The 23,010-nt window shown below is 71.5% G+C and carries 18 protein-coding genes; 7 read left to right on the top strand and 11 right to left on the bottom strand.

Annotated features, from left to right (window positions below; genetic code table 11):
- The first annotated feature begins 57 nt into the window (after nucleotides 1-57).
- Entirely contained in the window at nucleotides 58-855 is a 798-nt protein-coding gene (locus tag ACO1BR_RS21510; RefSeq protein ID WP_426796787.1) for a GNAT family N-acetyltransferase, read from the top strand.
- Nucleotides 856-1,005: 150 nt separating this feature from the next.
- Nucleotides 1,006-2,979: an amino acid transporter gene (locus ACO1BR_RS21505; protein ID WP_426796701.1), complete on the top strand. Its 1,974-nt coding sequence runs from the start codon at nucleotides 1,006-1,008 to the stop codon at nucleotides 2,977-2,979.
- A 26-nt stretch (nucleotides 2,980-3,005) separates the two neighbouring features.
- On the opposite strand, the gene kdpB is transcribed toward ACO1BR_RS21505, so the two are convergent.
- Complete coding sequence (gene kdpB, locus ACO1BR_RS21500) at nucleotides 3,006-5,189, bottom strand: potassium-transporting ATPase subunit KdpB (RefSeq protein ID WP_426796700.1); 2,184 nt, start codon at nucleotides 5,187-5,189, stop codon at nucleotides 3,006-3,008.
- A gap of 378 nt (nucleotides 5,190-5,567) precedes the next feature.
- On the opposite strand from kdpB, the gene ACO1BR_RS21495 reads away from it, so the two are divergent.
- From ACO1BR_RS21495 to ACO1BR_RS21480, 4 genes are all read left to right on the top strand, one after another.
- Nucleotides 5,568-7,403, top strand: coding sequence for a glycoside hydrolase family 15 protein (locus ACO1BR_RS21495; protein ID WP_426796699.1), 1,836 nt, complete (start codon nucleotides 5,568-5,570; stop codon nucleotides 7,401-7,403).
- A 327-nt stretch (nucleotides 7,404-7,730) separates the two neighbouring features.
- Nucleotides 7,731-8,180 (top strand): MarR family winged helix-turn-helix transcriptional regulator, encoded by a 450-nt coding sequence (locus ACO1BR_RS21490; protein ID WP_426796698.1) that lies wholly within the window; start codon nucleotides 7,731-7,733, stop codon nucleotides 8,178-8,180.
- Nucleotides 8,177-9,730: an MFS transporter gene (locus ACO1BR_RS21485; protein ID WP_426796697.1), complete on the top strand. Its 1,554-nt coding sequence runs from the start codon at nucleotides 8,177-8,179 to the stop codon at nucleotides 9,728-9,730. Before ACO1BR_RS21490 ends, ACO1BR_RS21485 begins: the two co-directional genes overlap by 4 nt.
- A 174-nt stretch (nucleotides 9,731-9,904) precedes the next feature.
- Complete coding sequence (locus tag ACO1BR_RS21480) at nucleotides 9,905-10,489, top strand: hydrolase (RefSeq protein ID WP_426796696.1); 585 nt, start codon at nucleotides 9,905-9,907, stop codon at nucleotides 10,487-10,489.
- Nucleotides 10,490-10,740: 251 nt separating this feature from the next.
- On the opposite strand, the gene ACO1BR_RS21475 is transcribed toward ACO1BR_RS21480, so the two are convergent.
- The 6 genes from ACO1BR_RS21475 to ACO1BR_RS21450 form a co-directional block, all read right to left on the bottom strand.
- Nucleotides 10,741-11,475, bottom strand: coding sequence for a hypothetical protein (locus tag ACO1BR_RS21475; protein WP_426796695.1), 735 nt, complete (start codon nucleotides 11,473-11,475; stop codon nucleotides 10,741-10,743).
- A gap of 1,082 nt (nucleotides 11,476-12,557) precedes the next feature.
- Nucleotides 12,558-13,586 carry an alpha/beta fold hydrolase gene (locus tag ACO1BR_RS21470; RefSeq protein WP_426796694.1) on the bottom strand — a complete coding sequence of 343 codons (1,029 nt, stop codon included), beginning with the start codon at nucleotides 13,584-13,586 and terminating at the stop codon, nucleotides 12,558-12,560.
- Nucleotides 13,587-13,589: 3 nt separating this feature from the next.
- Nucleotides 13,590-13,832, bottom strand: a complete 243-nt coding sequence (locus tag ACO1BR_RS21465; RefSeq protein WP_426796693.1) for an acyl carrier protein — start codon at nucleotides 13,830-13,832, stop codon at nucleotides 13,590-13,592.
- A gap of 88 nt (nucleotides 13,833-13,920) precedes the next feature.
- Nucleotides 13,921-14,964, bottom strand: a complete 1,044-nt coding sequence (locus ACO1BR_RS21460; protein ID WP_426796692.1) for a beta-ketoacyl-ACP synthase III — start codon at nucleotides 14,962-14,964, stop codon at nucleotides 13,921-13,923.
- A 108-nt stretch (nucleotides 14,965-15,072) separates the two neighbouring features.
- On the bottom strand, nucleotides 15,073-15,945 hold the full coding sequence (locus ACO1BR_RS21455; RefSeq protein WP_426796691.1) for a polysaccharide deacetylase family protein: 873 nt from the start codon (nucleotides 15,943-15,945) through the stop codon (nucleotides 15,073-15,075).
- A gap of 133 nt (nucleotides 15,946-16,078) precedes the next feature.
- Nucleotides 16,079-16,711: a GNAT family N-acetyltransferase gene (locus tag ACO1BR_RS21450; protein WP_426796690.1), complete on the bottom strand. Its 633-nt coding sequence runs from the start codon at nucleotides 16,709-16,711 to the stop codon at nucleotides 16,079-16,081.
- A 312-nt stretch (nucleotides 16,712-17,023) separates the two neighbouring features.
- Here ACO1BR_RS21450 and ACO1BR_RS21445 point away from each other — a divergent pair, with 312 nt between their 5' ends.
- Nucleotides 17,024-19,528, top strand: a complete 2,505-nt coding sequence (locus ACO1BR_RS21445) for an ATP-dependent Clp protease ATP-binding subunit (protein ID WP_426796689.1) — start codon at nucleotides 17,024-17,026, stop codon at nucleotides 19,526-19,528.
- 31 nt (nucleotides 19,529-19,559) lie between these two features.
- Here the strand turns inward: ACO1BR_RS21445 and ACO1BR_RS21440 are convergent, their stop codons facing one another.
- The 4 genes from ACO1BR_RS21440 to ACO1BR_RS21425 all read right to left on the bottom strand — a co-directional run bounded on the left by ACO1BR_RS21440 (nucleotide 19,560) and on the right by ACO1BR_RS21425 (nucleotide 22,970).
- Nucleotides 19,560-20,792, bottom strand: a complete 1,233-nt coding sequence (locus ACO1BR_RS21440; protein ID WP_426796688.1) for a cytochrome P450 — start codon at nucleotides 20,790-20,792, stop codon at nucleotides 19,560-19,562.
- Nucleotides 20,793-20,837: 45 nt separating this feature from the next.
- Nucleotides 20,838-22,202 (bottom strand): NAD(P)/FAD-dependent oxidoreductase, encoded by a 1,365-nt coding sequence (locus ACO1BR_RS21435; RefSeq protein WP_426796687.1) that lies wholly within the window; start codon nucleotides 22,200-22,202, stop codon nucleotides 20,838-20,840.
- Nucleotides 22,192-22,419 carry a ferredoxin gene (locus tag ACO1BR_RS21430; protein WP_426796686.1) on the bottom strand — a complete coding sequence of 76 codons (228 nt, stop codon included), beginning with the start codon at nucleotides 22,417-22,419 and terminating at the stop codon, nucleotides 22,192-22,194. The genes ACO1BR_RS21435 and ACO1BR_RS21430 overlap by 11 nt, the downstream gene beginning before the upstream one ends.
- A 167-nt stretch (nucleotides 22,420-22,586) precedes the next feature.
- Entirely contained in the window at nucleotides 22,587-22,970 is a 384-nt protein-coding gene (locus ACO1BR_RS21425) for a BlaI/MecI/CopY family transcriptional regulator (protein ID WP_426796685.1), read from the bottom strand.
- Between the last annotated feature and the right edge of the window lie 40 nt (nucleotides 22,971-23,010).

The raw sequence follows: 23,010 nt of genomic DNA, 5'->3' as shown, positions 1-23,010 counted from the left end.
GGGCGGCTCCCGGTGAGCCGCCCCGCCACCGCGACACGGAACGAGCGGAGGAGACACATGGTGCGGGAACTCGTGGGCGGAACCGGCGTGCTGCCGGAACAAATGCCCTCTCTGGAAGGGTGGTTCGCCAGCGGTCCGCCCGGTGCGCGGGCGCTGGCCGAGCATGTGCGGACCTCCGGGGTCGGCCGGTGGTGGACGGACCGCGCCACCGGCCCCCGCGCACTGGCCGTGGCCTGCGCCGACCACCTCGTGCTGCGCGGTGACCCGCAGGCCCTGGAGCCCGCCGCCCTCGACGGCCTCGCCGCCCGGTACGTACAGGCCCCTGCCGGCTTCCTGCCGGTGCTCGGCCGTGCCTTCGAGCTGGTCGTGCCGTGGGAGCGGATGGTGTACGTGCAACGTGTCCCCGTCGCGACGCAGCGGACGCCGCGCGGGGTGACGGTCCGCCGGCTGGTGCCCGGGGACGCCCCGGGGCTGGCCGCGCTGGATCCGGACACCGCGTGGATCCACGCCAGTTGGGGCGGACCGGCCGGACTCGCCGCGTCCGGAGCCGGCTGGGCGGCGTTCCGCAAGGCTCACCTCGGGCAGCCGGAACGGCTCCTCGCCGTCGCCTGCACCTTCTTCCAGGGCACCGCCTACGAGGACATCGCCTGCGTCACCGTCGCCGACGCGCGCCGGCAGCGTCTTGCCCTCGCTTGCGTCACCGCGCTCTGCCGGGACATCGCCGCGCGCGGGCGCACCCCGACCTGGACCTGCTCCCGTGACAACCGACCCAGCAGGCTCCTCGCCTGGACGGCCGGCTTCCGTCTGGCGCAGGAGTACGTGCACTACGTGACGGGGCGAGCCGGACGGACCTGACGGAGAGCAGGACGCCGCATCATCCGTCCCCTCTGGAGACACGAGCCCCGGGAGGTGTCGAACGTCACGTCGAGGACTCCGGATGTGCGTACGCTAACCTGACCGCCGCGAAGATGGCTGGATCCGTTCGGCGTACGACAGGAGCACATGATGGCCGCCTCTGCCCCTGCCGGACCTTCCTCCGGGGCCTCAGCACGGCATCGGTTGCGCGCGTGGATGCTGGAGGGCCTGGCTGACATGGCCAAGCACCACGAGGAGCCGCAGGCCGCCGCACCGGAACCGGCCCATGAGGGCCAGCGCTGGTGGCGGGTGATGTGCCTGACCGGCGTGGACTATTTCTCGACACTGGGGTACCAACCGGGCATCGCCGCCCTGGCCGCGGGTCTGCTGTCGCCGATCGCCACCCTCGTCCTGGTGGTGGTGACGCTCGCCGGTGCGCTGCCGGTCTACCACCGGGTGGCGAAGGAGAGCCCGCACGGCCAGGGCTCGATCGCGATGCTGGAACGGCTGCTGTCCTTCTGGAAGGGCAAGCTGTTCGTCCTGACGCTGCTGGGCTTCGCCGCCACCGACTTCCTGATCACCATCACCCTGTCGGCGGCCGACGCCGCGACCCACCTGGTGGAGAATCCGCACCTCACCAACGCACTGCACGGCCAACAGATGGTCATCACGCTGATCCTGGTCGCCCTGCTGGGCGCGGTGTTCCTCAAGGGGTTCCTGGAGGCGATCGGGGTCGCGGTCGTGCTCGTGGGGCTCTACCTCGCACTCAACGTGGTCGTGGTCGTCGTGGGGCTGATGCACCTGATCTCCGCGGAGCATGTCATCACCGACTGGTCGCAGGCGCTGACCGTGCAGCACGGCAACATCGCGGCGATGGTCGGGGTGTCACTGCTCGTCTTCCCCAAACTGGCGCTGGGCCTGTCCGGGTTCGAGACCGGTGTGGCGGTCATGCCGCACATCGAAGGGGAGGCGGGGGACACCGAAGAGCGTCCGGTGGGCCGCATTCGCGGTGCGAAGAAGCTGCTGACCACCGCCGCCGTCATCATGAGCGTCTTCCTCATCATCACGAGCTTCATCACCACGCTGCTGATCCCCGCGCCCGCGTTCAAGCCCGGCGGGGCGGCCAACGGGCGCGCGCTGGCCTACCTGGCCCACGAGTACCTGGGCTCCGCCTTCGGCACCGTCTACGACATCTCCACCATCGCCATCCTGTGGTTCGCCGGCGCCTCGGCGATGGCCGGGCTGCTGAACCTGATGCCCCAGTACCTGCCGCGCTACGGCATGGCGCCCCACTGGGCCCGCGCCGTACGTCCGATGGTGCTGGTCTTCACCGCGGTCGCGTTCCTGGTGACCTGGCTCTTCGACGCCGACGTGGACGCCCAGGGCGGCGCCTACGCCACCGGTGTCCTGGTGCTGATCAGCTCCGCCGCGATCGCGGTGACCATCGCCGCACGGCGCGCCCAGCAGCGCGGCTGGACGATCGGCTTCGCCGTGATCTCCGTGGTGTTCCTCTACACCACCGTCACCAACGTCATCGAGCGCCCCGACGGCGTCAAGATCGGTGCCTGCTTCATCGCCGGCATCATCCTGCTGTCGTTCCTCTCCCGGCTCGCCCGCGCCTTCGAGCTGCGGGTGACCAACGTGGTCCTCGACGACACGGCCGCGCGGTTCGTCCGCGACATCGCCCAGCGCCGGATCCGGTTCATCGCCAAGGGAGCGGACCAGCGCGGCCTGGCCGAGTACCGCGACAAGGCCCAGCAGATCCGTGCGGACAACGACATCCCGGCCGAGGACGACCTGGTCTTCGTCGAGGTCACCGTCGGCGACCCGTCCGAGTTCGAGAGCGAGTTGCGGGTCCGCGGCCTAGTGATGCACGGCCGCTACCGCGTCCTGTGCCTGGAGAGCTCCACCATCTCCAACGCGCTGGCCGCGCTGCTGCTCTACGTCCGCGACACCACGGGGCGGCGACCGCACATCTACTTCGAGTGGACGGAGGGCAATCCGTTCGCCCAGTTCCTGCGGTTCTTCCTCTTCGGCCAGGGCGAGGTCGCGCCGGTCACCCGCGAGGTGCTGCGCGAGGCCGAACCGGACCGCAACCGGCGCCCGCGGGTGCACGTCGGCTGACGTGTCCCCACGGGCGCCCGCCGCGGTCAGCCCAGGCCCGGGATCTCGGAGATCACCAGATCGATGAGCTTGATGCCGATGAACGGCGCGATCAGGCCGCCGAGCCCGTAGAAAGCGAGATTGCGGCGCAGCAGGTCATGGGCGGACGTGGGGGTGTAGCGCACCCCGCGCAGCGCGAGGGGGATCAGCGCCACGATGATGAGCGCGTTGAAGATGATCGCGGAGGTGATCGCCGAGGTCGGGCTGTGCAGGCCCATCACGTTCAGCTCGGCCAGCCCGGGGTAGGCGCCGGCGAACATCGCCGGGATGATCGCGAAGTATTTGGCGACGTCGTTGGTGATCGAGAAGGTCGTCAGCGCACCCCGCGTGATGAGGAGTTGCTTGCCGATCTCGACGATCTCGATGAGCTTGGTCGGGTTCGAGTCCAGGTCCACCATGTTCCCGGCCTCCTTGGCGGCCGAGGTGCCGGTGTTCATCGCCACACCGACGTCCGCCTGTGCGAGCGCCGGGGCGTCGTTCGTCCCGTCGCCGGTCATCGCGACGAGTTTGCCGCCCTCCTGCTCCTCGGTGATCAGCGCGAGCTTGTCCTCCGGGGTGGCCTCGGCCAGATAGTCGTCGACCCCCGCTTCCTGGGCGATGGCCCGCGCGGTCAGCGGATTGTCACCGGTGATCATCACCGTGCGGATGCCCATCCGGCGCAGCTCCGCGAAGCGTTCGCGGATGCCCTCCTTGACGACGTCCTTGAGGTGGATGACGCCCAGCACCCGCGGCCCGAACCGGTCGTGCACCGCCACCAGCAGCGGGGTACCCCCGGACGAGCTGATCGCGTCGCTGAACATCCGCGCCTCGGCGGGCACTTCGCCACCCCGTCGGCCGACCCACTCGATGACCTGCCCGGCCGCGCCCTTGCGGATCAGGCAGCGGGTACCGTCCGCCCAGCGCAGATCGACACCGCTCATCCGCGTCTGCGCACTGAACGGGACGTACTCGGCGAACTCCAACTCCCCTTCGGCCGGTGCCTGCAGCCCGTACTTGTTCTTGGCGAGGACGACGACGGAACGGCCCTCGGGCGTCTCGTCGGCCAGTGAGGACAGCTGCGCGGCGTCCGCGAGCGGGAGTTCGTCCAGACCGGGCAGCGGTACGAACGCGACCGCCTCGCGATTGCCGAGCGTGATGGTTCCGGTCTTGTCGAGCAGCAGGGTGTTGATGTCGCCGGCGGCCTCGACCGCGCGGCCCGACATCGCCAGCACGTTGCGCTGGACGAGGCGGTCCATCCCGGCGATGCCGATCGCCGAGAGCAGCGCGCCGATGGTGGTCGGGATCAGCGTGACGAGCAGTGCGACCAGCACCGCCGTCTCCTGTTCCGCACCGGCGTAGGAGGCCATCGGCTGGAGGGTGACGACGACCAGGATGAAGACGATGGTGAGCGAGGCGAGCAGGATGTGCAGCGCGATCTCGTTCGGGGTCCGCTTCCGGGCCGCGCCCTCGACCAGCGCGATCATCCGGTCGAGGAAGGAGTGCCCGGCACGCGAGGTGACCCGGACGACGATCCGGTCCGACAGCACGGTGGTGCCGCCGGTCACGCCGGAACGGTCGCCGCCCGACTCCCGGATGACCGGCGCGGATTCACCGGTGACCGCCGACTCGTCGACCGCGGCGACCCCCTCGACCACCTCCCCGTCCGCCGGGACCGCCTCGCCGGCCTCGACCAGCACGAAGTCGAAGGGCTGCAGCTCGGAGGCCGGCACGCTCTCGGTCTCGGCGTGCCCGACGTCGATGCCGACCCGCCAGTTGTTGCGCAGCCGCCGCGCCGTGATGTCCGTACGGGCCCGGCGCAGCGAGGCGGCCTGGGCTTTGCCGCGGCCCTCGGCGACCGCCTCGGCGAGGTTGGCGAAGATCACCGTCAGCCACAGCCAGCCGCTGATCACCCAGGTGAAGACGGACGGGTTGAGCAGCGCGGACAGGGTGGTCAGGAGCGAGCCGCAGGCCACGACGAAGAGCACCGGGTTGGCCGCCAGCGCCCGCGGGTGCAGTTTGCGCAGCGCTTCCGGGAGGGACGTGAGCAGCACCCTCGCATCGAAGAGCCCGGCCGGCGCCCGTCGTCTGTGTCGCCGGCCTCTGGGGCTCGGAGCGCCCTGGGAGGGGATGCCGGCCGTGCCGTCCGCCGAATCGGTCGGCGAGGCGGGGGCGTGGGGTGGGGCGGGAGCCATGCGGGCACTTTCTGGGAGGACGGTGGGGGGTGGCGCGATCCGGGTCCGGAGTCCGGGCTGCGGACCCGGGGGCGGGTAGGGCTGGGCACGGTGCCTGGTGGTCTGCCGGCGCCGGGTACGCCCGTCGGCCGCGAGCACTCGGCGGCAGCCTTGGTCGCGGTTGAATTTAGGCCGTCGCGGAGCGCAACGAGCCCTGTCGCGTACCGAATTTGCGGCTCCCTTACGGGCTCGGCAGGCGGGGCGGCGCGCTGTGCAGCAACGGGGCGGCGGAGGGCCGGGCGGCCCTTACGCGATCTTGACGCCGCTCGCCCGCCGCACCCCCCGGAGGTAGCCTGAATCCACTGCTCCTGCTCGTGGACCCAGCGCAGGGGAGGCCCCATGACGCCCACTGCGAGCCTCCGCCCCAGCAAGGCGGACGCGCCCCGCTACGTCCCCATCGCCGAGCACGGCCTGATCGGCGACATGCGTACCGCCGCCCTCGTCGGTACGAACGGCACCATCGACTGGTACTGCTGCACCCGTTTCGACGCGCCCAGCGTCTTCGCGGCGATCCTGGACGCCGACCGGGGCGGCGCGTTCGAGCTCTCGCCCGATGTGCCGGCCCGGACCAAGCAGTTCTACTTCCCCGACACCAACATCCTGATCACCCGGTTCTTCGCGGACCACGGCGTCGGCGAGGTCCAGGACTTCATGCCGATCGTGGACGACTCGCGCGAGGCGGACCGGCACCGGCTGATCCGGCGGGTGCTGTGCGTGCGCGGCTCGCTGCCGTTCAGCGTACGGGTGGCGCCCCGGTTCGACTACGGTCGGCGACCGCACCGGGTGCGCACCGAGAGCGGCCTGACCGTGTTCGACTCCGAGGATCTCTCCCTCGCGCTGACGTCCAGTGTCCCGGTCGAGATCAACGGCCCGGACGCCTGCTCCTCGTTCACCCTGGCCGAGGGCGAGGTCGCGGTCTTCGCACTGGACCGGATCGGCAACGGCGTCGAGCCGCGGTCCTGTGCGGTACTGGAGGCCGAGCAGCTGTTCGGCGCCACGGTCCGGTACTGGCGTGCCTGGCTCTCGCACTCCCGCTACCGAGGGCGCTGGCGGGAGATGGTGCACCGCTCCGCGCTCACCCTCAAGCTCCTCACGTACGCGCCGACCGGCGCCATCGTGGCCGCGCCGACGACCAGCCTGCCCGAACAGATCGGCGGCGAGCGCAACTGGGACTACCGCTACGCCTGGGTCCGCGACGCCGCATTCTGCATCTACGCGCTGCTCCGACTCGGCTTCACCGACGAAGCGGAGTCCTTCGTGCACTTCCTCTCGCACAAGATCTGCCTCAAGGACTGCGCCCAAGGCCCGCTCCAGATCATGTACGGCATCGACGGCCGCCGCGAACTCCCCGAGGAAGAACTCCTCCACCTGGAAGGCCACTTGGGATCCGCCCCCGTACGGATCGGCAACAACGCCGTCGACCAGCTCCAGCTCGATATCTACGGTGCCCTCATCGACTCCCTCTACCTCTACGACAAATGGGGGCAACCGCTCTCCAGCGAACACTGGGACACCGTCAGCGGACTGGTCAACTGGGTCTGCGACAACTGGGATCAGCCCGACGAGGGGATCTGGGAGACCCGGGGCAAGATCCAGAACTTCCTGTACTCGCAGCTGATGTGCTGGGTGGCCATCGAACGGGCCATGCGGATCGCCAGGCACCGCGGACTGCCCGCGGACACACTCCGCTGGGCCCGGGCCCGCGATGCGATCTACCGGCGCATCATGCAGCGCGGCTGGTCCGTCGAGCGCAGGGCGTTCGTCCAGCACGAGGGCGACGATGTCCTCGACGCCGCCGTACTGATGATGCCGCTGGCCAAGTTCATCTCCCCGACCGATCCGAAATGGCTCTCCACTCTGGACGTGTTGGGCGAGGAGCTGGTGTCCGACTCGCTGGTCTACCGCTACGACCCCAAGAGCAGCCCGGACGGACTGCGCGGCGAAGAGGGCACCTTCTCGATCTGCTCGTTCTGGTACGTCGAGGCGCTGTCCCGCGCCGGCCGCATCGACGAGGCCCGCCTCGCCTTCGAAAAGATGCTCACGTACGCCAACCACCTCGGCCTCTACGCCGAGGAAATCGGCCGCACCGGCGAACAGATCGGCAATTTCCCCCAGGCGTTCACGCACCTGGCACTGATCAGCGCGGCATTCAACCTCGACCGGGCCCTGGGGTGACCAGGCGCTGGAGTCATGGGGCACACATTCCCAGGGCGCAAAGGGCACGGGTCACAGCCGCACCGGAGCGGTTGCCCTCGCGACGGGGGCGCGGGACGAGGACGGGGAATGGGGGGGCGGGGGGCGCTGCGTGAGGCGATCGGTTCGGACGGTATCGGCCGATCGCGCGGCTTCCGCAGTCCCGGTACACGGTCCTGACACACGGCCCATGCCGCGCAGCCCAAGACGGCTCAGCCTGCGCGGACCAATCTGCACAGTCCAAAATAGACAGATGGAACTGTGCAGCTTGAACTGGACAGCCTGGACTGAAGGAATTACCGTCGAGACATGGCAACAAACCCCGAGGGGATCTCCGAGTCGGCCGTGCGTGCGGCCCGTGATCTGCGCGTGGTGTTCAGCCGCCTGCGACGCCGGCTCAGGGAGATCGCCGACACCCAGGACCTCACCCCCTCCCAGACCTCCGCACTCACCGTGCTCGGCAAGAGCGAGGACTCCTCCGCCAGTGCCCTGGCCGCCGCGGAGGGGGTCCGTCCCCAGTCGATGGCGGCCACCCTCGCGGCGCTCGCCCAGCACGGGCTGATCGAGCGCCACCCGGACCCCGCGGACGGCCGCCGGCAGCTGGTCACTCTGACCGCCGCCGGCCGCGCGCGCGTCGCGGACAACCGGCAGGCCCGCGAGGAATGGCTGGCCCGCGCCCTCCAGGACCGCTTCACGGAGGACGAGCGCCGCAGGGTCATCGAGGCGATGACCCTCCTGGAACGCCTCGCTCAGCCGTGAGCGCCAGGCTCATACGCCGCGCCCGCGCCCCGCGCCGGCCTCCCGGCGGCTCGCCGCAGGACTTCGACCGCAAGTTGATCAGCCCGATGATCCTGGGGTCGGTGCTGAACCCGGTCAACTCCTCGATGATCGCGGTTGCCCTGGTGCCGATCGGGACCGCCTTCGGGGCACCCCCGTCGCAGACGGCCTGGCTGGTCTCCGCGCTCTATCTGGCCACCGCCGTCGGCCAGCCCGTCATGGGGCGGCTGGTCGACACGTACGGGCCGCGCCGCCTCTACCTCACCGGTACGGCACTGGTGGGCATCGCCGGACTTCTCGGCGCCCTCGCTCCCTCCCTCGACGCGCTGATCGCCGCCCGGGTCCTCCTCGGCCTCGGCACCTCGGCCGCCTATCCCGCCTCCATGTACCTCACCCGCAGCGAGGCTCGGCGCACCGGCCACGACGGCCCCGCAGGCGTGCTGACCGCGCTCGCCGTGGCCACCCAGACCATCGCGGTCATCGGCCCCACCCTCGGTGGAGCGCTGATCGGCGTCGGCGGCTGGCGCACCGTCTTCACCGTCAACGTCCCGCTCTCCCTGGCCTGCCTCATCCTCGGTGCCCGGCGCCTGCCGAAGTCTCCGGCTCCCGATCCGGCGGACGGTGCCCGGACCGCACGCCTGAGCCGTCGCGTGGACCTCTTGGGAATGGCGCTGTTCGCCGCACTGCTCACCTCCCTCATGCTCTTCCTGATGCGCCCTCAGGCAGCCCACGGCTACCTGCTGGTGCTCGCCGGCGCGGCGGCAACCGCCTTCGTGGCACGCGAACTCCGCGTCGCGGAACCCTTTGTCGACCTGCGACTCCTCGCCGGCAGCGCCCCGCTGCAGGCCACCTTCGCGCGCCAAGTCCTCAGTTACACCGCCTCCTACGCGTTCCTCTACGGCTTCACGCAATGGCTCGAACAAGCCCGCGGCCTGCACGCGTCCCAGGCCGGACTGGTCCTGCTGCCGCTCTCCTTGAGCGCATTGGTCGTCAGCGGCATCACCGGACGCCACCAGGCGCTGCGCGCCAAACTCCTCATCGGCAGCACCGTCCAGAGCGCCGCCTGCGGCACGCTCCTGCTCGTCCACCCCACCTGCGCGGTCTGGTTGCTCATCGCCGTCAGCACCCTCATGGGCATCCCTCAGGGCCTCATCGGCCTCGCCAACCAGAGCGCCCTCTACCACCAGGCCGACCCCGAACGGATGGGCTCCGCCTCCGGGTTGCTGCGCACCTTCACCTACCTCGGCGCGATGATCGCCTCCGCCGCCGACGCCGCCTTCTTCCCCCACCGTGCCCAGACCACCGGCCTGCACCACCTCGCCCTCTTCATGCTCGGCGGCGCCGTACTGCTCCTGATGGCCACCGCCCTGGACCGCTCACTGCGCCGCCCGAACCGCCCGAACCGGCCGGATACTTCAGCGACGGACGGCGCGGACGGAGGGGTGGATACGCACGGCCCGGCGGATGCGGAAGGCGTGGCGGGCACCGACAGAGCCGGTGGCCCGGCCGACCGGAAAGGAAGAGCCGATTAAGGGCCACGCCGCCAACTCCCTTCCGCAGCAGGCGATTCCCACCAGGTCACCCCCGCCACGGAAGATGCCCGCCCACGGGCACACCCCGCCCAGGGGCACTGCTCATCACGTCCCATCACTGCACATCCCTCACCAGGTCACGTTCGTCACCTCTCAGAAAGACCCACACATCTCATGTCCCTCACCACTCTTGACACACGTACCGCACTCGTCCTGATCGACCTGCAACGCGGCATCGTCGGCCTCCCGGCCGTCCCGCACAGCGGTGAAGAAGTCGTCTCCCGCGCGGCCCGACTCGCCGACGCCTTCCGCTCCCACGGCGCTCCGGTCGTCCTCGTACGGGTCACCGCCGCGGCCGACGGAGCGGATCGCCTACCGGGGCGCACGGAGACCCCGCAGCGGAACGCCACCCCGCCCCCGGGCTGGGACACCATCGTCGACGAACTGTCCGGCCACCCCGAGGACATCCTCGTCACCAAGCGCAACTGGGGTGCCTTCCACGGCACCGACCTCGATCTTCAGCTGCGCCGCCGTGGCATCACCCAGATCGTCCTCGGCGGTGTCGCCACCAGCATCGGCGTGGAATCCACCGCCCGCGCCGCTCACGAGCACGGCTACCACGTCACGCTGGCCACCGACGCCATGAGCGACGTGGATCCCGAGGCTCACCGCAACAGTATCGAGCGCATCTTCCCCCGTCTCGGCGAGAGCGGGACGACCGCGGAGGTCATCGATCTCCTGGCCGCGACCCGCGGCTGACATCCCGCTGACGCGTACTCCTTGAATCCCCTCATGCCGGCTCCCCTCATGCCTGCCGTTCCCGGTCCGGGTCGAGTACCGATTCCGGAGAACAGTGCACCACCCGGCGGGGTGCGCTCGCATCAACCCTCGGGTCGGCATGCCTGCTCAACCCCTGGGGTGACGGCACGGGGGATTCCGCGGTGGTCCGGCTGCCGGGTGCGCGGCGGGCCCCCGGCGCTCCGCGCAGTCCGCGTCGTCGTACGTCGCCGCTATGCGTCTCCTGGCAGCAGGTGCTGGTTGACCTGGCGGAAGTGCCAGGTGCCCTTGGTGTGGGTGAAGACCCAGACGAGGTCGAAACGGTCCGGCCATTCGGCGGGGGCGCCGGAGCCGGATGCGCCGAGGGCCTTGACGATGCCGGGGATGCGGCTGTGCTCCCAGCAGATCAGCACCGGCTGGGTGGCGGTCACGGCCGCCTTGGCCAGGGCGGCTTCCTGGGACTCGGCATACGTCAGATCCAGCTTGACGCCCATCTTGCGGGCCAGCGGCGTGACCGTCTGCCGCATGCGGTGGGCGCCCGCGTTGGGGCCCTGGTCGGTGGCGGCGTAGATCGTCCGCGGGCGCACGATGCCGGCCGGCAGGGGTTGACCCTGCGGCGGGTCGAAGAGCTTGGGCAGCGCGTTGGCCCGGTCCCAGCCGCGCTGGGTGAGGGACTTGTGGTCCTTGTGGCCGTGCTCGTCGATGCCGGGGTGCTGGGAGTCCGGCTTCTCGCCATGCCTGATGATCATGATGACGGTGCCGTCGGACGCGGCGATTCCGGCGGCAGGTGCGCCGGAGGGCTCGGTCGCCGCCTTCTTGCCACCTCCCTTGTGGCCGCCGCAGCCGGCGAGCACCACCGGCGCGGCTGCCGCCAGGCCGGCCAGCACCCATCGCCGGCTGACCGCCGGTTGGTCGGCGGTGGTCGGCGAGGGTGACGGCACAGGCGCAGATGTCCGGCTCTGCTTCATCTGGAACTTCTCCTCCGTGTGGTGGAAAGATGCGATGTTGCGGCAGTAGAGCACGCCTGTCTGAGAATGCCCGTCCAGCGGTGCCGGGAAGGTGCAGACGGCTTCCGTACGCCCGTTCAGGCGGGCAGGGCGTCGAGCGCCGCGTGCCACGGGTGCGCGCCCGGGTCCCCATTACTTCGGCGCGTGCGGGACGAACCGCCGGCGCCGAGGCACACGGTGGCGCCGGCGGCCCGTAGCGTCGCGACGCTGTGGTGCGGTGGCCGTAGGAATTCCGGGACGTGGTCGGATCGGCGCATTCCACGCCCGAGACGTCGAGGTCGGATCGGCTGCAACCGCCGCTTCTACGCGGGCTGTTCGGCCGAGCGCAAGCCCGTCCTCGGCAGCGAAGCCGGGCCGCTGCACACCGTCCGGTCCACCACCCTGGCCCCGCGCTGCCGCCGGCGGAGAGCGTGGCCGTCTCCGGCGGCACCTTCCGCGACTGCGGCGTGCGCGACTTCGACATGGTGTGATGGGTCACCGCCCGTGAGGTCACCGAGATGTACGCCGCCGGCGGCAGCCGCGGGCAGTTCACCGCGGCCGAGATCCGGCTGGCCGACGCCGGCGGGCTGGCAGCGGTCTCGGTACGCCAGGTGGCCAGGGAACTGCGCACCGGACCCGCGTCGCTCTACCGCTGTGTGACGAGCCGGGACGACCGGGTGGACCTCACGGTGGACGCCGCGACCGGCGGGATCGACCTCACCGCGGAACCGACCGGGGACCCGGTGGCGCTGGCCATCCGTACGCCGCTGGTCCACCTCCGGCACCCCTGGCTGCCGGAGGTGGCGCCGGAGCCGACGCGGACGGGCCCGCGCGGGCTGGACCACCTCGAATTCGCCCTCGGCGCGCCGGCTCCGGTGCGCGGGGTGACCAGCCCCGCCAAGCTGGAGGCCGTCGCCGTGCTGAAGGCCCTGAACGCCCTGATCGCCGTGCTCGTCCGTGCCGAACTGGAGAGTCACCGCTCGCCCAGCGCCCGCCGGACGGACCAGGCGGCGTATCTCACCGCGGCGGCCCGGCGCAGGACGCCGGCGATCGGTTCGATCGGGTCATCCGCAAGGCACTTGCGGGCCCTTTGGTCCCGGAGCCTGAGGGTGAGCGTGCGGGTGCGGGTGCGTCGGATGCTGCGGGGCACCGCTGATCGCGCCCTGCGGATCGGGGCGGCCCGGGGTGTCCGGGTACTGGCAGTACGGGAGGTCCCACAGCGGCAGATCCCGCAGGAAGCGGGTGACCAAGTCGGCGTACTCGGCGTCCCGTTCGAGATGGGCCATATGGTCCGCGTCGCGGATCAGGAGGAAGGTCGCGTCGGCGATGGTGGCCGCGACGGCGCGGTTCTCCTCCGGCGAGCTGGTGCAGTCGTGCTCGCCGGTGAAGACGAGCGTGCGGACGGTGTCGATGCCGCCCGGCGGGTAGAGGTCGACGTCCAGCAGGCGTTCGTGGCAGGCAGCGTGCCGCAGGGCGGCGCTGTACGAGGTCCGCATGAGCTGCCGCTCCAGCATCCGGGCGACCGCCGGCCCCTGTGCGACCTCGTGCCGGGTGGCGCTGTTGACCAGCATGTCGACGACCTTGCGGGCGTAGTCCTGCCGGGCGGAGTCGTCGGCGGGCGCGCCGGTGCCGGTGCCGGCGTCGGTGCCGATGAGCTCAAGTCCCTGGCGGACGACGGCGGTCAGGCGCGGTCCGACGCGGGGAGTGGCGCCGGCGAGGATCAGGCGCGCCACACGATCCGGGTGGGCCTGGGCCAGGCGGTAGGCGATGGGGGCGCCGTAGGAGGCGCCGAGCAGACTGACCCGGGGCGCGGCGAGCTGGTCGATGGCGTGCAGCGCCGCGTCCGCCAGCACGTCGAAGCCGGCGGTCGAGGCCAGGTCGCCGGCGCTGCCGGTACCGGGCAGGTCCATCAGCATCAGCGTGGTGTGCTCCGTGAGCCGCCGTTCCAGCCGAGGCCAGGAGTACATGTCCTGGAGCGCGCCGCCGATCAGCACCAGTGGTTCGGTGCCGCACGGGCGCCGGGCCGGGACGATGCGGCAGGCGTACGCCATCCCCCGCAGGGTCAGCGCGAGGAGGCGTTCGTCGGTGTCCACGGGTCAGTCCCGGACGGCGACGGCGGACGCGCGCCGCGCGATGAGGTCGGCGAGTTCGGCGACGGTCGCCGCTTTGGACAGCTCGTCCTCGTCGATGACCAGGCCCATGTTGTCTTCGAGCACCATGGACAGCACCGTGACGGCCATGGAGTCGATACCGGCCTGCGCCAGCGTCGCATCCGGGACGATGGGGTCTGCCGGCAACGCGGCCTGCCCGGTGAGGATCTTCTTCAGCTGGACGAACATGGTCACTTCCCTTACGGAGACGGCGGCGGATCCGTGGGGCAGACGACGGACGGATCCCTGATTGAGGCGCGGGGCGAGGGCGCGGCGGTCATAGCTCGGCGCAAACCCCCGCGGGCCACACGAGCGTGGTGGCGGCCCAGGCGAGCCCGCTGCCGAAGGCGACCACCAGCACCCGGTGGCCGGGCTGCAGCGATCCCCTGGCCGCGGCGTGCGCCAGCAGCAAGGGGATCGAGGCGGCGGCGGTGTTCCCCACCTCGGCGATGTTGGACGGCACCCGCTCCGGCGGAATGCCCAGCGCCGCGGCGACGCCCGCGCTGATCCGGGCGTTGGCCTGATGGACGATCAGCCGGTCGACGTCCGCCGGCTCCCATCCCGCGGCCGAGGCCGCCCGGGTGGCGGCGGCGACCATCCGGCGGATGGCATGCCGCAGGACCTCGTTGCCGTGCATCCGTACGGAGAAGTCGGCCTTCGGCGCCGAGTGCCGGCTGTCCCGGTTCCGCGATCCGCCGACCGGGATCACGATGGCGTCGCCGCGCTCGCCGTCGCTGCCCCACACCACCTCCCCCAGGGCACCGGCCTGGCCCGGGCGTCCGGCCTCCAGGACGACGGCACCGGCACCGTCCCCGAAGATGGGCGCGGTCGACCGGTCCTCGGGGTCGATGATCGCCGACATGGTCTCGGCCCCCACGACGAGCACCCGCGTGGCCGTACCGGAGCGGATCAGTCCGGCTGCCACCGTCGAGGCGTAGACGAACCCCGAGCATCCCGCGGAGATGTCGAAGGCCGCCACGTTGCCGAGCCCCAACCGGGCGGCCACGTCCGGAGCGGTGGCCGGACACGGATGGTCCGGTGTCGTGGTGGCCAGTACGACCGCGTCGACCGAGGAGATGCCGGCGGACCGCAGGGCGCGGGAGCCGGCCTCGACCGCCAGGTCGCCGGTGGCCGTCTTCGGGTCGGCCCGGCGCCGTACCGCGATGCCGATGCGCTCGCGGATCCAGGTGTCGGAGGTGTCCAGATGGGAGCAGAGCTCGTCGTTGGTCACCTCGCGGGGCGGCAGCCAGGCCCCGAGCCCGGTGAGTACCGCGGTGGTCGCTGCCGCTGGCGTCTTCGACCTGTCCTCCGACTGATACATGGGGTAAATGTAATAGATAGGACATAAGGGAGACGGTGGAGGGGCCGGGGCGCGTGGCATTGGGGTGCCCGGGCGGCTCATGAGGGTGTTCCGCCCCGGCCGCCCTCGTCAGGCCGGCTGCCCCGCGGATGTCCGCGCGTAGTGCGCGGCTATCTCGTCGCTGGTCGTCAGCCACACCCCTGGATGGCCGGCGATGTGCTCCAGCGCCTGGTCCAAGTACCGGTGCCGGAAAGGCTGGTTGATCACGAAGGGGTGCAGCACCAGCGACATCACCCGGCCGCTGTCCGCCGCATCGTCATACAGCTGCTCCAGCTGGTCCCTGACGATCTGTACGAAGTCCGGTCCGCTCAGACTCCTGCCGACGAACAGGCTGATGTCGTTGACCTCGATGGAGTAAGGGACGCTCAGCATCCCCGGCACGTTCAACCGGTACGGCTGGTCATCGTTCGACCAGTCCAGCACGTAGTCCAGGCCCAGCTCGGCGAGCAGCTCCGGGGTCCGGAAGGTCTCGGTGAGCGCCGGGCCCAGCCAGCCGCGCGGTCGGTGGCCGGTGGTCCGCTCGATCGTGCCGACCACCTCGGCCAGATAGGCGCGCTCCTCGTCGGGAGTCATCCCGGCCTGGAAGACGGAGTTGTTCTTCCCGTGGGCGATCCAGGCCCAGTCGCGCTCCCGTCCCGCCCGGATGATCTGCGGATAGCGTTCGCCGACGTCGGAGTTGAGCATCACGCTCGCCCGGATGCGGTGCCGGTCGAGGCTGTCGATGAGCCGCCAGATGCCCACCCGCGGGCCGTAGTCGCGCCAGCCGTAGTTGAGGGGGTCCGGCGCGAGGTCCGCGGTGCCGGGGAAGATGCTCGTCGAGGGGCGGTCGACCTGGTAGTGCTCGACGTTGAGTCCCACGTAGAAGGCGATCCGGGCGCCGCCGGGCCAGTGGATCGGCGCCCGCTCCGTGATCGGGCTGTAGTCGTAGAGCCGGTTGTCCATCAACTCTCACCTCGTGTCCGTCATGCGTTGCTGCTTGCCTGCACCGCATGCTCGAACCTTCACACTGATGTGAGGGTCAAGTCGGTGAGAAGGAGAGCCGGGTCACGGGGGGTACCAGCCCGGCGGACGCCGGTCACGGCCGGTAGACGCAGGCCGCCAGCGCCGCGTGCCGCTTCCAGCCGAGCGTCTCGTACAGTGCGCGCCCCTCGTCGGTCGCGCCCAGGACGCCGAGCGTCACACCGTCCGCCACGGCCCGGTCGGCAAGCGTGCGCATCACGAATGCGCCCAGGCCGCGCCGCCGGTGCGCCTCCTCGGTCACCACGCGGTCGACGATGCCGGCCTCCCCGAGGGCGGCCAGCTGGCCCTTGGCGGCGAACTGGCCCGCCGCGTCGAAGACCCGCACATACGTGACGCCGCCGGCGGTCTCCACCAGCGCCCGATAGCCCTCCGGCGCCCGGGGGTTGCTGGTCCGCAGCCGCACGGCCATCAGGTGGCCCGACTCCGCCGCATCCACCACCCACCCCCGGGGAAGCCAGCGCGCCACGTCCTGCGGTTCCCTGGGCACCTTCAGCCAGGTGTACGGCACGCGCACCGAGGCGGCGGCCCGGCGCACGGCGGGCTCGTCGGCGTCGACGACCACATGGCGCCCCACCTGGTCGGGCCTGCCGACCTCGATGTAGAGCCCCCAGGGGTGCTCGTCGGGCCGCGGCTTCCGGCGCGAGACGGCCCAGCCGACTCCCCAGGCCCTGACGAGTTCCGCGTCCATCGACACCCTCCCCGAGTAAGTGGCGCATGCCGGAAGTGCACATTACGTGACAGGGGCGGGTGCGGCACCCCATTTATCGAGATGCCTCCGGAACCCCGTCCGTGGCAGTGGCCGCACCACGCCGGACCTGGCCGTCCGGCCACAGCTCTTTGAGGAAATCGGCAGCCGAGCGCGCCGCTGCCGGGGCGCGCCCCGGGTGCCCCTCCCAGGTCGCCCGTCGGCCGCAGCCGTCGAACAATGGCCGGGTACGGGCAAATCGACTACGGCAGGCAGCTCACCACCGTGGCGCCGCCCGCTGGACAGGTGGCCACCGTGACGACTTCCCCTTTCGGGTCCGGCGACCCGTTCGCCGATCTCTTCAGCCGCTTCTTCGGGATGAGTCCGGCGGCCTCCCCGCCGGCGGTGCAGCGCGTCCCCATCGGCCGGCTGCTCAGCGATTCCTCGCACGAACTGCTGGCGGCCGCCGGGAACCGGGCGGCTCAGGACGGATCCGACCTGGACACCGTGCACCTCCTCTGGGCCGCCACGCAGGTGCCCGCCGCCCGTCAGATCCTGGAACAGGCGCACGCCGATCCGGACGCGCTCGCCGAGGACCTGGGCAACAGCCTGCCCGCCGGCACCGCCGAAGGGGAACCCGCGCTCACGCCGGCGGCCAAACGCGCCCTGCTCGCCGCCCATGCGCGTTCCCAGGCGGCCGGCGCCTCGTACATCGGCCCCGAGCACATCCTCGCCGCGCTGTTGGAGGACCCCCGCTCCGGACTGGCCCAGACGCTGGGCGCCGAGGGCGCACCGGCCGGGGCGCTGGACGGCGGCGGACGGCAGCATACGGCGGGCGGCCCTGGCGAGACCCCGACCCTGGACGCATACGGGCGGGACCTCACCGACGAGGCGCGCAGCGGGAAACTCGACCCGGTGGTGGGCCGCGCGGCCGAGATCCAGCAGACCGTAGAGGTGCTCTCCCGCCGTACGAAGAACAACCCGGTGCTCATCGGCGACCCCGGAGTCGGCAAGACCGCCATCGTCGAAGGGCTGGCGCAGCGGATCGTTGCCGGGGAGGTGCCCAAGGCGCTGTGCGACCGCCGGGTGGTGGGTCTGGACCTCGCCGGGATGGTCGCCGGGTCCAAGTACCGGGGCGAGTTCGAGGAGCGGCTGAAGAAGGTCATCGACGAGGTCGCCGGGGCCGAGAAGAAGATCGTTCTCTTCATCGACGAACTGCACACCGTGGTCGGCGCGGGCGGGGGCGGCGAAGGTTCCCTGGACGCCGGCAACATCCTCAAGCCCGCCCTCGCGCGCGGCGACCTGAGCGTCGTCGGCGCGACCACCATCGACGAGTACCGCAAGTACGTCGAGAAGGACGCCGCCCTCGAACGCCGCTTCCAGCCGGTCATGGTGCCAGAACCCACCGTCGAGGAGACCATCGAGATCCTGCGCGGCCTCCGCGACTCCTACGAGGCGCACCACCAGGTGCGCTTCACCGACGAGGCCCTGGACGCCGCGGCGAACCTCTCCGACCGCTACATCAGCGACCGCTTCCTGCCCGACAAGGCCATCGACCTCATGGACCAGGCCGGAGCCCGGGTGGGCCTGCGCGGAGTGCAAGGCCCCAGCGGGGCCGCCGAAGTGGAGGAACGCCTCACCAAGCTCCGCAGGGAGAAGGACGAAGCCGTCAGCACCGAGGACTACGAACGCGCCGCCGCGCTCAAGGAGCGCATCCGGGAGGCGGAGGAAGAGCTGGCCGGCATGGCCGAGGAGCGGGAGCGGGCCGCCGCCGTCACCGCCGAGGACATCGCCGAGGTGCTCTCCGCGCGCACCGGCATCCCGCTGTCCCAGCTCACCGAGACCGAACGCGACCGGCTGCTGAAGCTCGAAGAGGCCCTGCACGAGCGCGTGGTGGGCCAGGAAGAGGCGGTCACCGCCGTCGCCCAGGCCGTGCGCCGCAGCCGGGCGGGCATGGGCGACCCGGACCGGCCCAGCGGGAGCTTCCTCTTCCTGGGGCCCACCGGTGTCGGCAAGACGGAACTGGCCAAGGCGCTCGCGGAACGGCTCTTCGGCGACCCCGACCGGATGGTCCGCTTCGACATGAGCGAGTTCCAGGAGAGGCACACCGTCTCCCGCCTCATCGGCTCGCCTCCCGGCTACATCGGCTACGAGGAGGCCGGACAGCTGACGGAGGCCGTCCGCCGCAAGCCGTACAGCGTCGTGCTCTTCGACGAGGTGGAGAAGGCGCACCCGGACGTCTTCAACCTGCTGCTCCAGGTCCTGGACGACGGGCGGCTCACCGACGCCCAGGGGCGTACCGTCGACTTCCGCAACACCGTGGTCATCATGACCAGCAACATCGCCTCCCAGCGCATCCTCGCCCACAAGGGGGAGGTCGACGAGATCAGGGACGACCTGATGGCCGAACTCCGTGCGCACTTCCGCCCCGAGTTCCTCAACCGCATCGACGAGGTCATCGTCTTCCACGCGCTGACCCGGAAGGACCTGGTGCAGATCGTCGACCTCCTGCTGGAGCGAAGCCGGCGCCGGCTGCACGCCCAGCAGATCCAGCTCCGGGTCACCGACGCGGCCAAGGAGTGGCTGGCCCACCGCGGTTACCAGCCCGAGTTCGGTGCCCGGCCGTTGCGCCGGACCATCCAGAACGAGCTGGACAACCGCCTGTCGAACATGCTGCTGGACGGCTCGCTCAACCCCGGTGACACCGTCGTCGCCGACCTCGGCGACGGTGAACTCGAACTGACCCTGGAGGCTCGGCCGGACGGGGAAGGCGGCGAGCGCAAGGCCGGTTCCGGCGCGGCGGCCGGCGGCGGCTCGTAGCACCGTCCCCCGGCCCCCGCGCCCCGTGGGCTCAACCCCGCGGCGCGGCCCCGGCGTTCCGTACGATCGGCAGGTGCTGCGGCCCGCGGAGGACGGGGCTGTGCCGGTAGGGGGGAGGGTCCTCGGCCAGCCGGGGATCGTCGAGGCGGTCGATCAGCGCGGTCAGCGCGATCTGGGTCTCGATGCGGGCGAGCGGTGCGCCGAAGCAGCTGTGGATGCCGCTGCCGAAGCCGAAGTGCTGGTTGTCCGGACGGGCCGGGTCGAAGTGGTCGGGGTTCTCGAACCGCAGCGGGTCCCGGTTGCCGGAGGCCAGCACCAGCAACAGCGGTGCGCCCTTGGGGATGTGGATGCCGCCGACCTCGATGTCCGTCAGCGGGGTGCGCTGCGGCAGCATCTGGACGGGCGGCTCGAACCGCAGCAGTTCCTCCACCGCCGACGGCATCAGCTCCGGTTCCCGGCGCAGCCGCTCCAGCGCGTCCGGATGGCGCAGCAGGGTGAGCATCCCGTTGGTGATCAGGTTGATCGTGGTCTCGTGGCCGGCGATCATCAGCAGCACCAGCGTCGTCATCAACTCCGGCCTGGTGAGCCGCCCTTCGGGGCCGTCGTCGTGGACCAGCTCGGAGATCATGTCGTTCGACGGGTGGGCGTCGCGCCGGGCGGCCAGCTCTCCCAGGTAGTGGCCCATCGCCGACCGGGCCTCCATGCCCGCGCGTCGTCGCCGGGCCGCGTCGTCGCCGGGGGAGCGGTCGAGGGGCTCGATGACGGTGTTCGTCCAGGCGCGCAGCTGCGGCATGTCCTCCTGGGGCACGCCCAGCAGCCGGCAGATGACCGTGACCGGCAGCGGGTAGGCGAAGTCGTCGACGAGGTCGATGCGTTCCCTGCCGCGGAACCCGTCGATCAGCTCCCGGGCGATCTCCTCGATGTCGCCGTGCAGCGCGTCGATCCGGCCGGGGGAGTGCGGCGGGCCGAACGGGCGCATCGCCAGGCGCCGCTGCCGGTCGTGCTCGGGGTCGTCCACGCCGATGAAGGCCGGCGGCAGATCGTCCGGGCGGGCCAGTGCCGCGTCCGGTTCGGCGCGGTTGCGGAGGTCCGAGCTGATCCGCGGGTCGTGGAGCAGCGCGGCGATCTCGTGGTAGGTGCCCACCAGGTAGCTGCCGTCGTTCTGCCGCGACACCCCGTTCTCGCGGAGTTCGGCGTAGAGCGGGTAGGGGTCGGCGCGGTTCGCGTAGTCGGTGATCCGCTCCAGCAGGGTCTCCGTGGACATGCGCAGGGCTCCTCGTGGGGTCATCGGAAGCGGGCTGCGGCGGGGTCAGTCCCGCCATGCCAGGGTCAGCCGCCGGTCCGGCAGATGACCGGTGAGGACGACGGTCGGACCGTGTGAGAGCACCCGCGGGTCCGGTACGTCGGAGGGGACCGGTACCAGGGGCTCGGGCCGGTCGGCGGCGCCCGGCCCCGGGGGGAACGGCGCCGCGGTCTCGATCAGATGCCGGTAGTGCTCCAGCCACTTGGCGCGGTTGACGGTGACCGCCGCGGTGATCCGCCCGCGGTATCCGTAGACCGCGACCAGCCGCCCCTCGTCCACCGAGCCCTGGGCGATGACCACTTGGTCGGAGAAGGTCGGGACGCCGACGGACTTGATGTTGAGGCCGAACTGGCTGGACCAGAAGGCCGGCACCGTCAGATGCGGGCGCCGCCGCGGCCCGGGGCTGACCATGTTGTGGGCCGCCACCTCCGCCTGCGCGACCGCGTTTCCCCAGTGTTCCAGGGACAGCATCTGGTACTCGTAGAGCGGATGCGGGAAGCGGGCCACGTCACCGGCCACGAACACGTCGTCGGTGACGATCCCGTACATGGTGAAGGCCCGGCACCCGGCATCACAGGCCACGCCCCGGGGCCCCGCGGCGAGCCCGGTGCCGTCCAGCCACTCGGTGTTGCGGACGGCGCCCAGCGCGACCACCGCGACATCGGCGTCGATCCGGCTGCCGTCGGACAGTTCGGCGCCTGTCAGCCGGCCGTTGTCGCCGGTGAGCGAGGTGACCGTCACCCCGCAGCGCAGATCGACCCCGCGCGCCCGCTGCAACCGCGCCGCGAAGGCGCCCAGCGTCCCGCCGAGCGCCCCGACGAGCGGCGCCGGCCCCCGCTCGGCGACCGTCACCTCCAGACCGCGCTCCCGGCAGGCGGACGCGATCTCCGAGCCGGTGAACCCGGCGCCGATCACCAGCACCCGGCGCGGCCCCGCGTCCAGCAACCCGGCCAGCCGGCCCGCGTCATCGCTCGTCCGCAGCGTCAACACCCCGTCCAACGCGGCCTCTTCGGGCTGCGGCCAGGGCCGCGCTCGGGTGCCGGTGGCGATCAGCAGCCGGTCGAAAGGGAGCCGCTCGCCGTTGCTCAGCAGCACCTCCTTCTCGTTCGGGTCCAGCCCGCTGGCGCGCACCCCGAGCTTCCAGGTCGCGTCCACCTCCCGGCGGCGCGGCAGCCCGACGTCGGCCGCCGGCACCCGCCCCAGCAGCACCTGCTTGGACAGCGGCGGCCGGTCGTACGGCGGATGCGGCTCCTCCCCGACCATGGTCAGCGAACCGGCGAAGCCCTCGGCGCGCAGCGTCTCGGCCGCCCGCAGCCCGGCCAGCGAGGCGCCGACGATGACGATCCGCCCGTTCAGGAGGTCACCGGACATCGGCGTCCACCGCCGTCTCGGCGCCCGCCTGCTCGCCCACGAGAATGGCCTGGACCGGGCAGGCCGCCGCCGCGAGGCGGACCCGGTTCCGCTGGCCTTCAGGAGGTGCCGGCGTGTACATCAGCGCCTCCTCGCCGTGCAGCTCGAACACCTCCGGCGCGAGGAAGACGCACTGTGCATAGCCCTGGCATCGATTGAGGTCGACCACGATCTGCATCCCGCACCCATCCTCCGCGCGTTCCGTCGACTCCGTCCTACTAGCCATCGGCGGACGGCGCGGGCGGTGGTGGGCCGGAGGGGTGTGCACGCGGAGTGACGGGCGCGGATCCGGCGGAGGCCCCCGGAGGGCTGGGGCCTGTCCGATGGGTCAGGGTCGGACAGGCACTAGGAGCGCGGCTGCCCGCGCAGCAGCTCCTCCAGCAGCTTCTCGTCCTCGGCCCGCAGCCCGGAGACGAACCGGGCCAGCACCGCCGCCCGGTCGTCGACCTGCTCCATGAGATCGCGCATGCCGGCCGCGGCATGGCCCGCCTCATCGCGCACCGGCGCATACACGTAGCCGCGCCCGGAGCGGTCGCGGGTCACCAGCCCCTTGTCGTGGAGCCGGGAGAGGATCGTCAGCACGGTGGTGTAGGCGGGTTCCCCGGAGACCTGCTCGCGCACCGTACCGGCGCCCGCCGGCTCGCCGAGCGCCCACAGCGCCGCCAGTACCTCGCTCTCCAGCTCGCCCCGCGCGCGCCGGCTCCCCGCCAGGTCCCCTTGCCCGCTCACGCTCCGCAGCCCTCCACCTTCGGTTCGCCGATGTCGCGGC

The organism is Streptomyces sp. YGL11-2, assembly GCF_050054615.1.
GTDB lineage: Bacteria > Actinomycetota > Actinomycetes > Streptomycetales > Streptomycetaceae > Streptomyces.
This window is presented reverse-complemented; position numbering and strand designations above follow the sequence as displayed.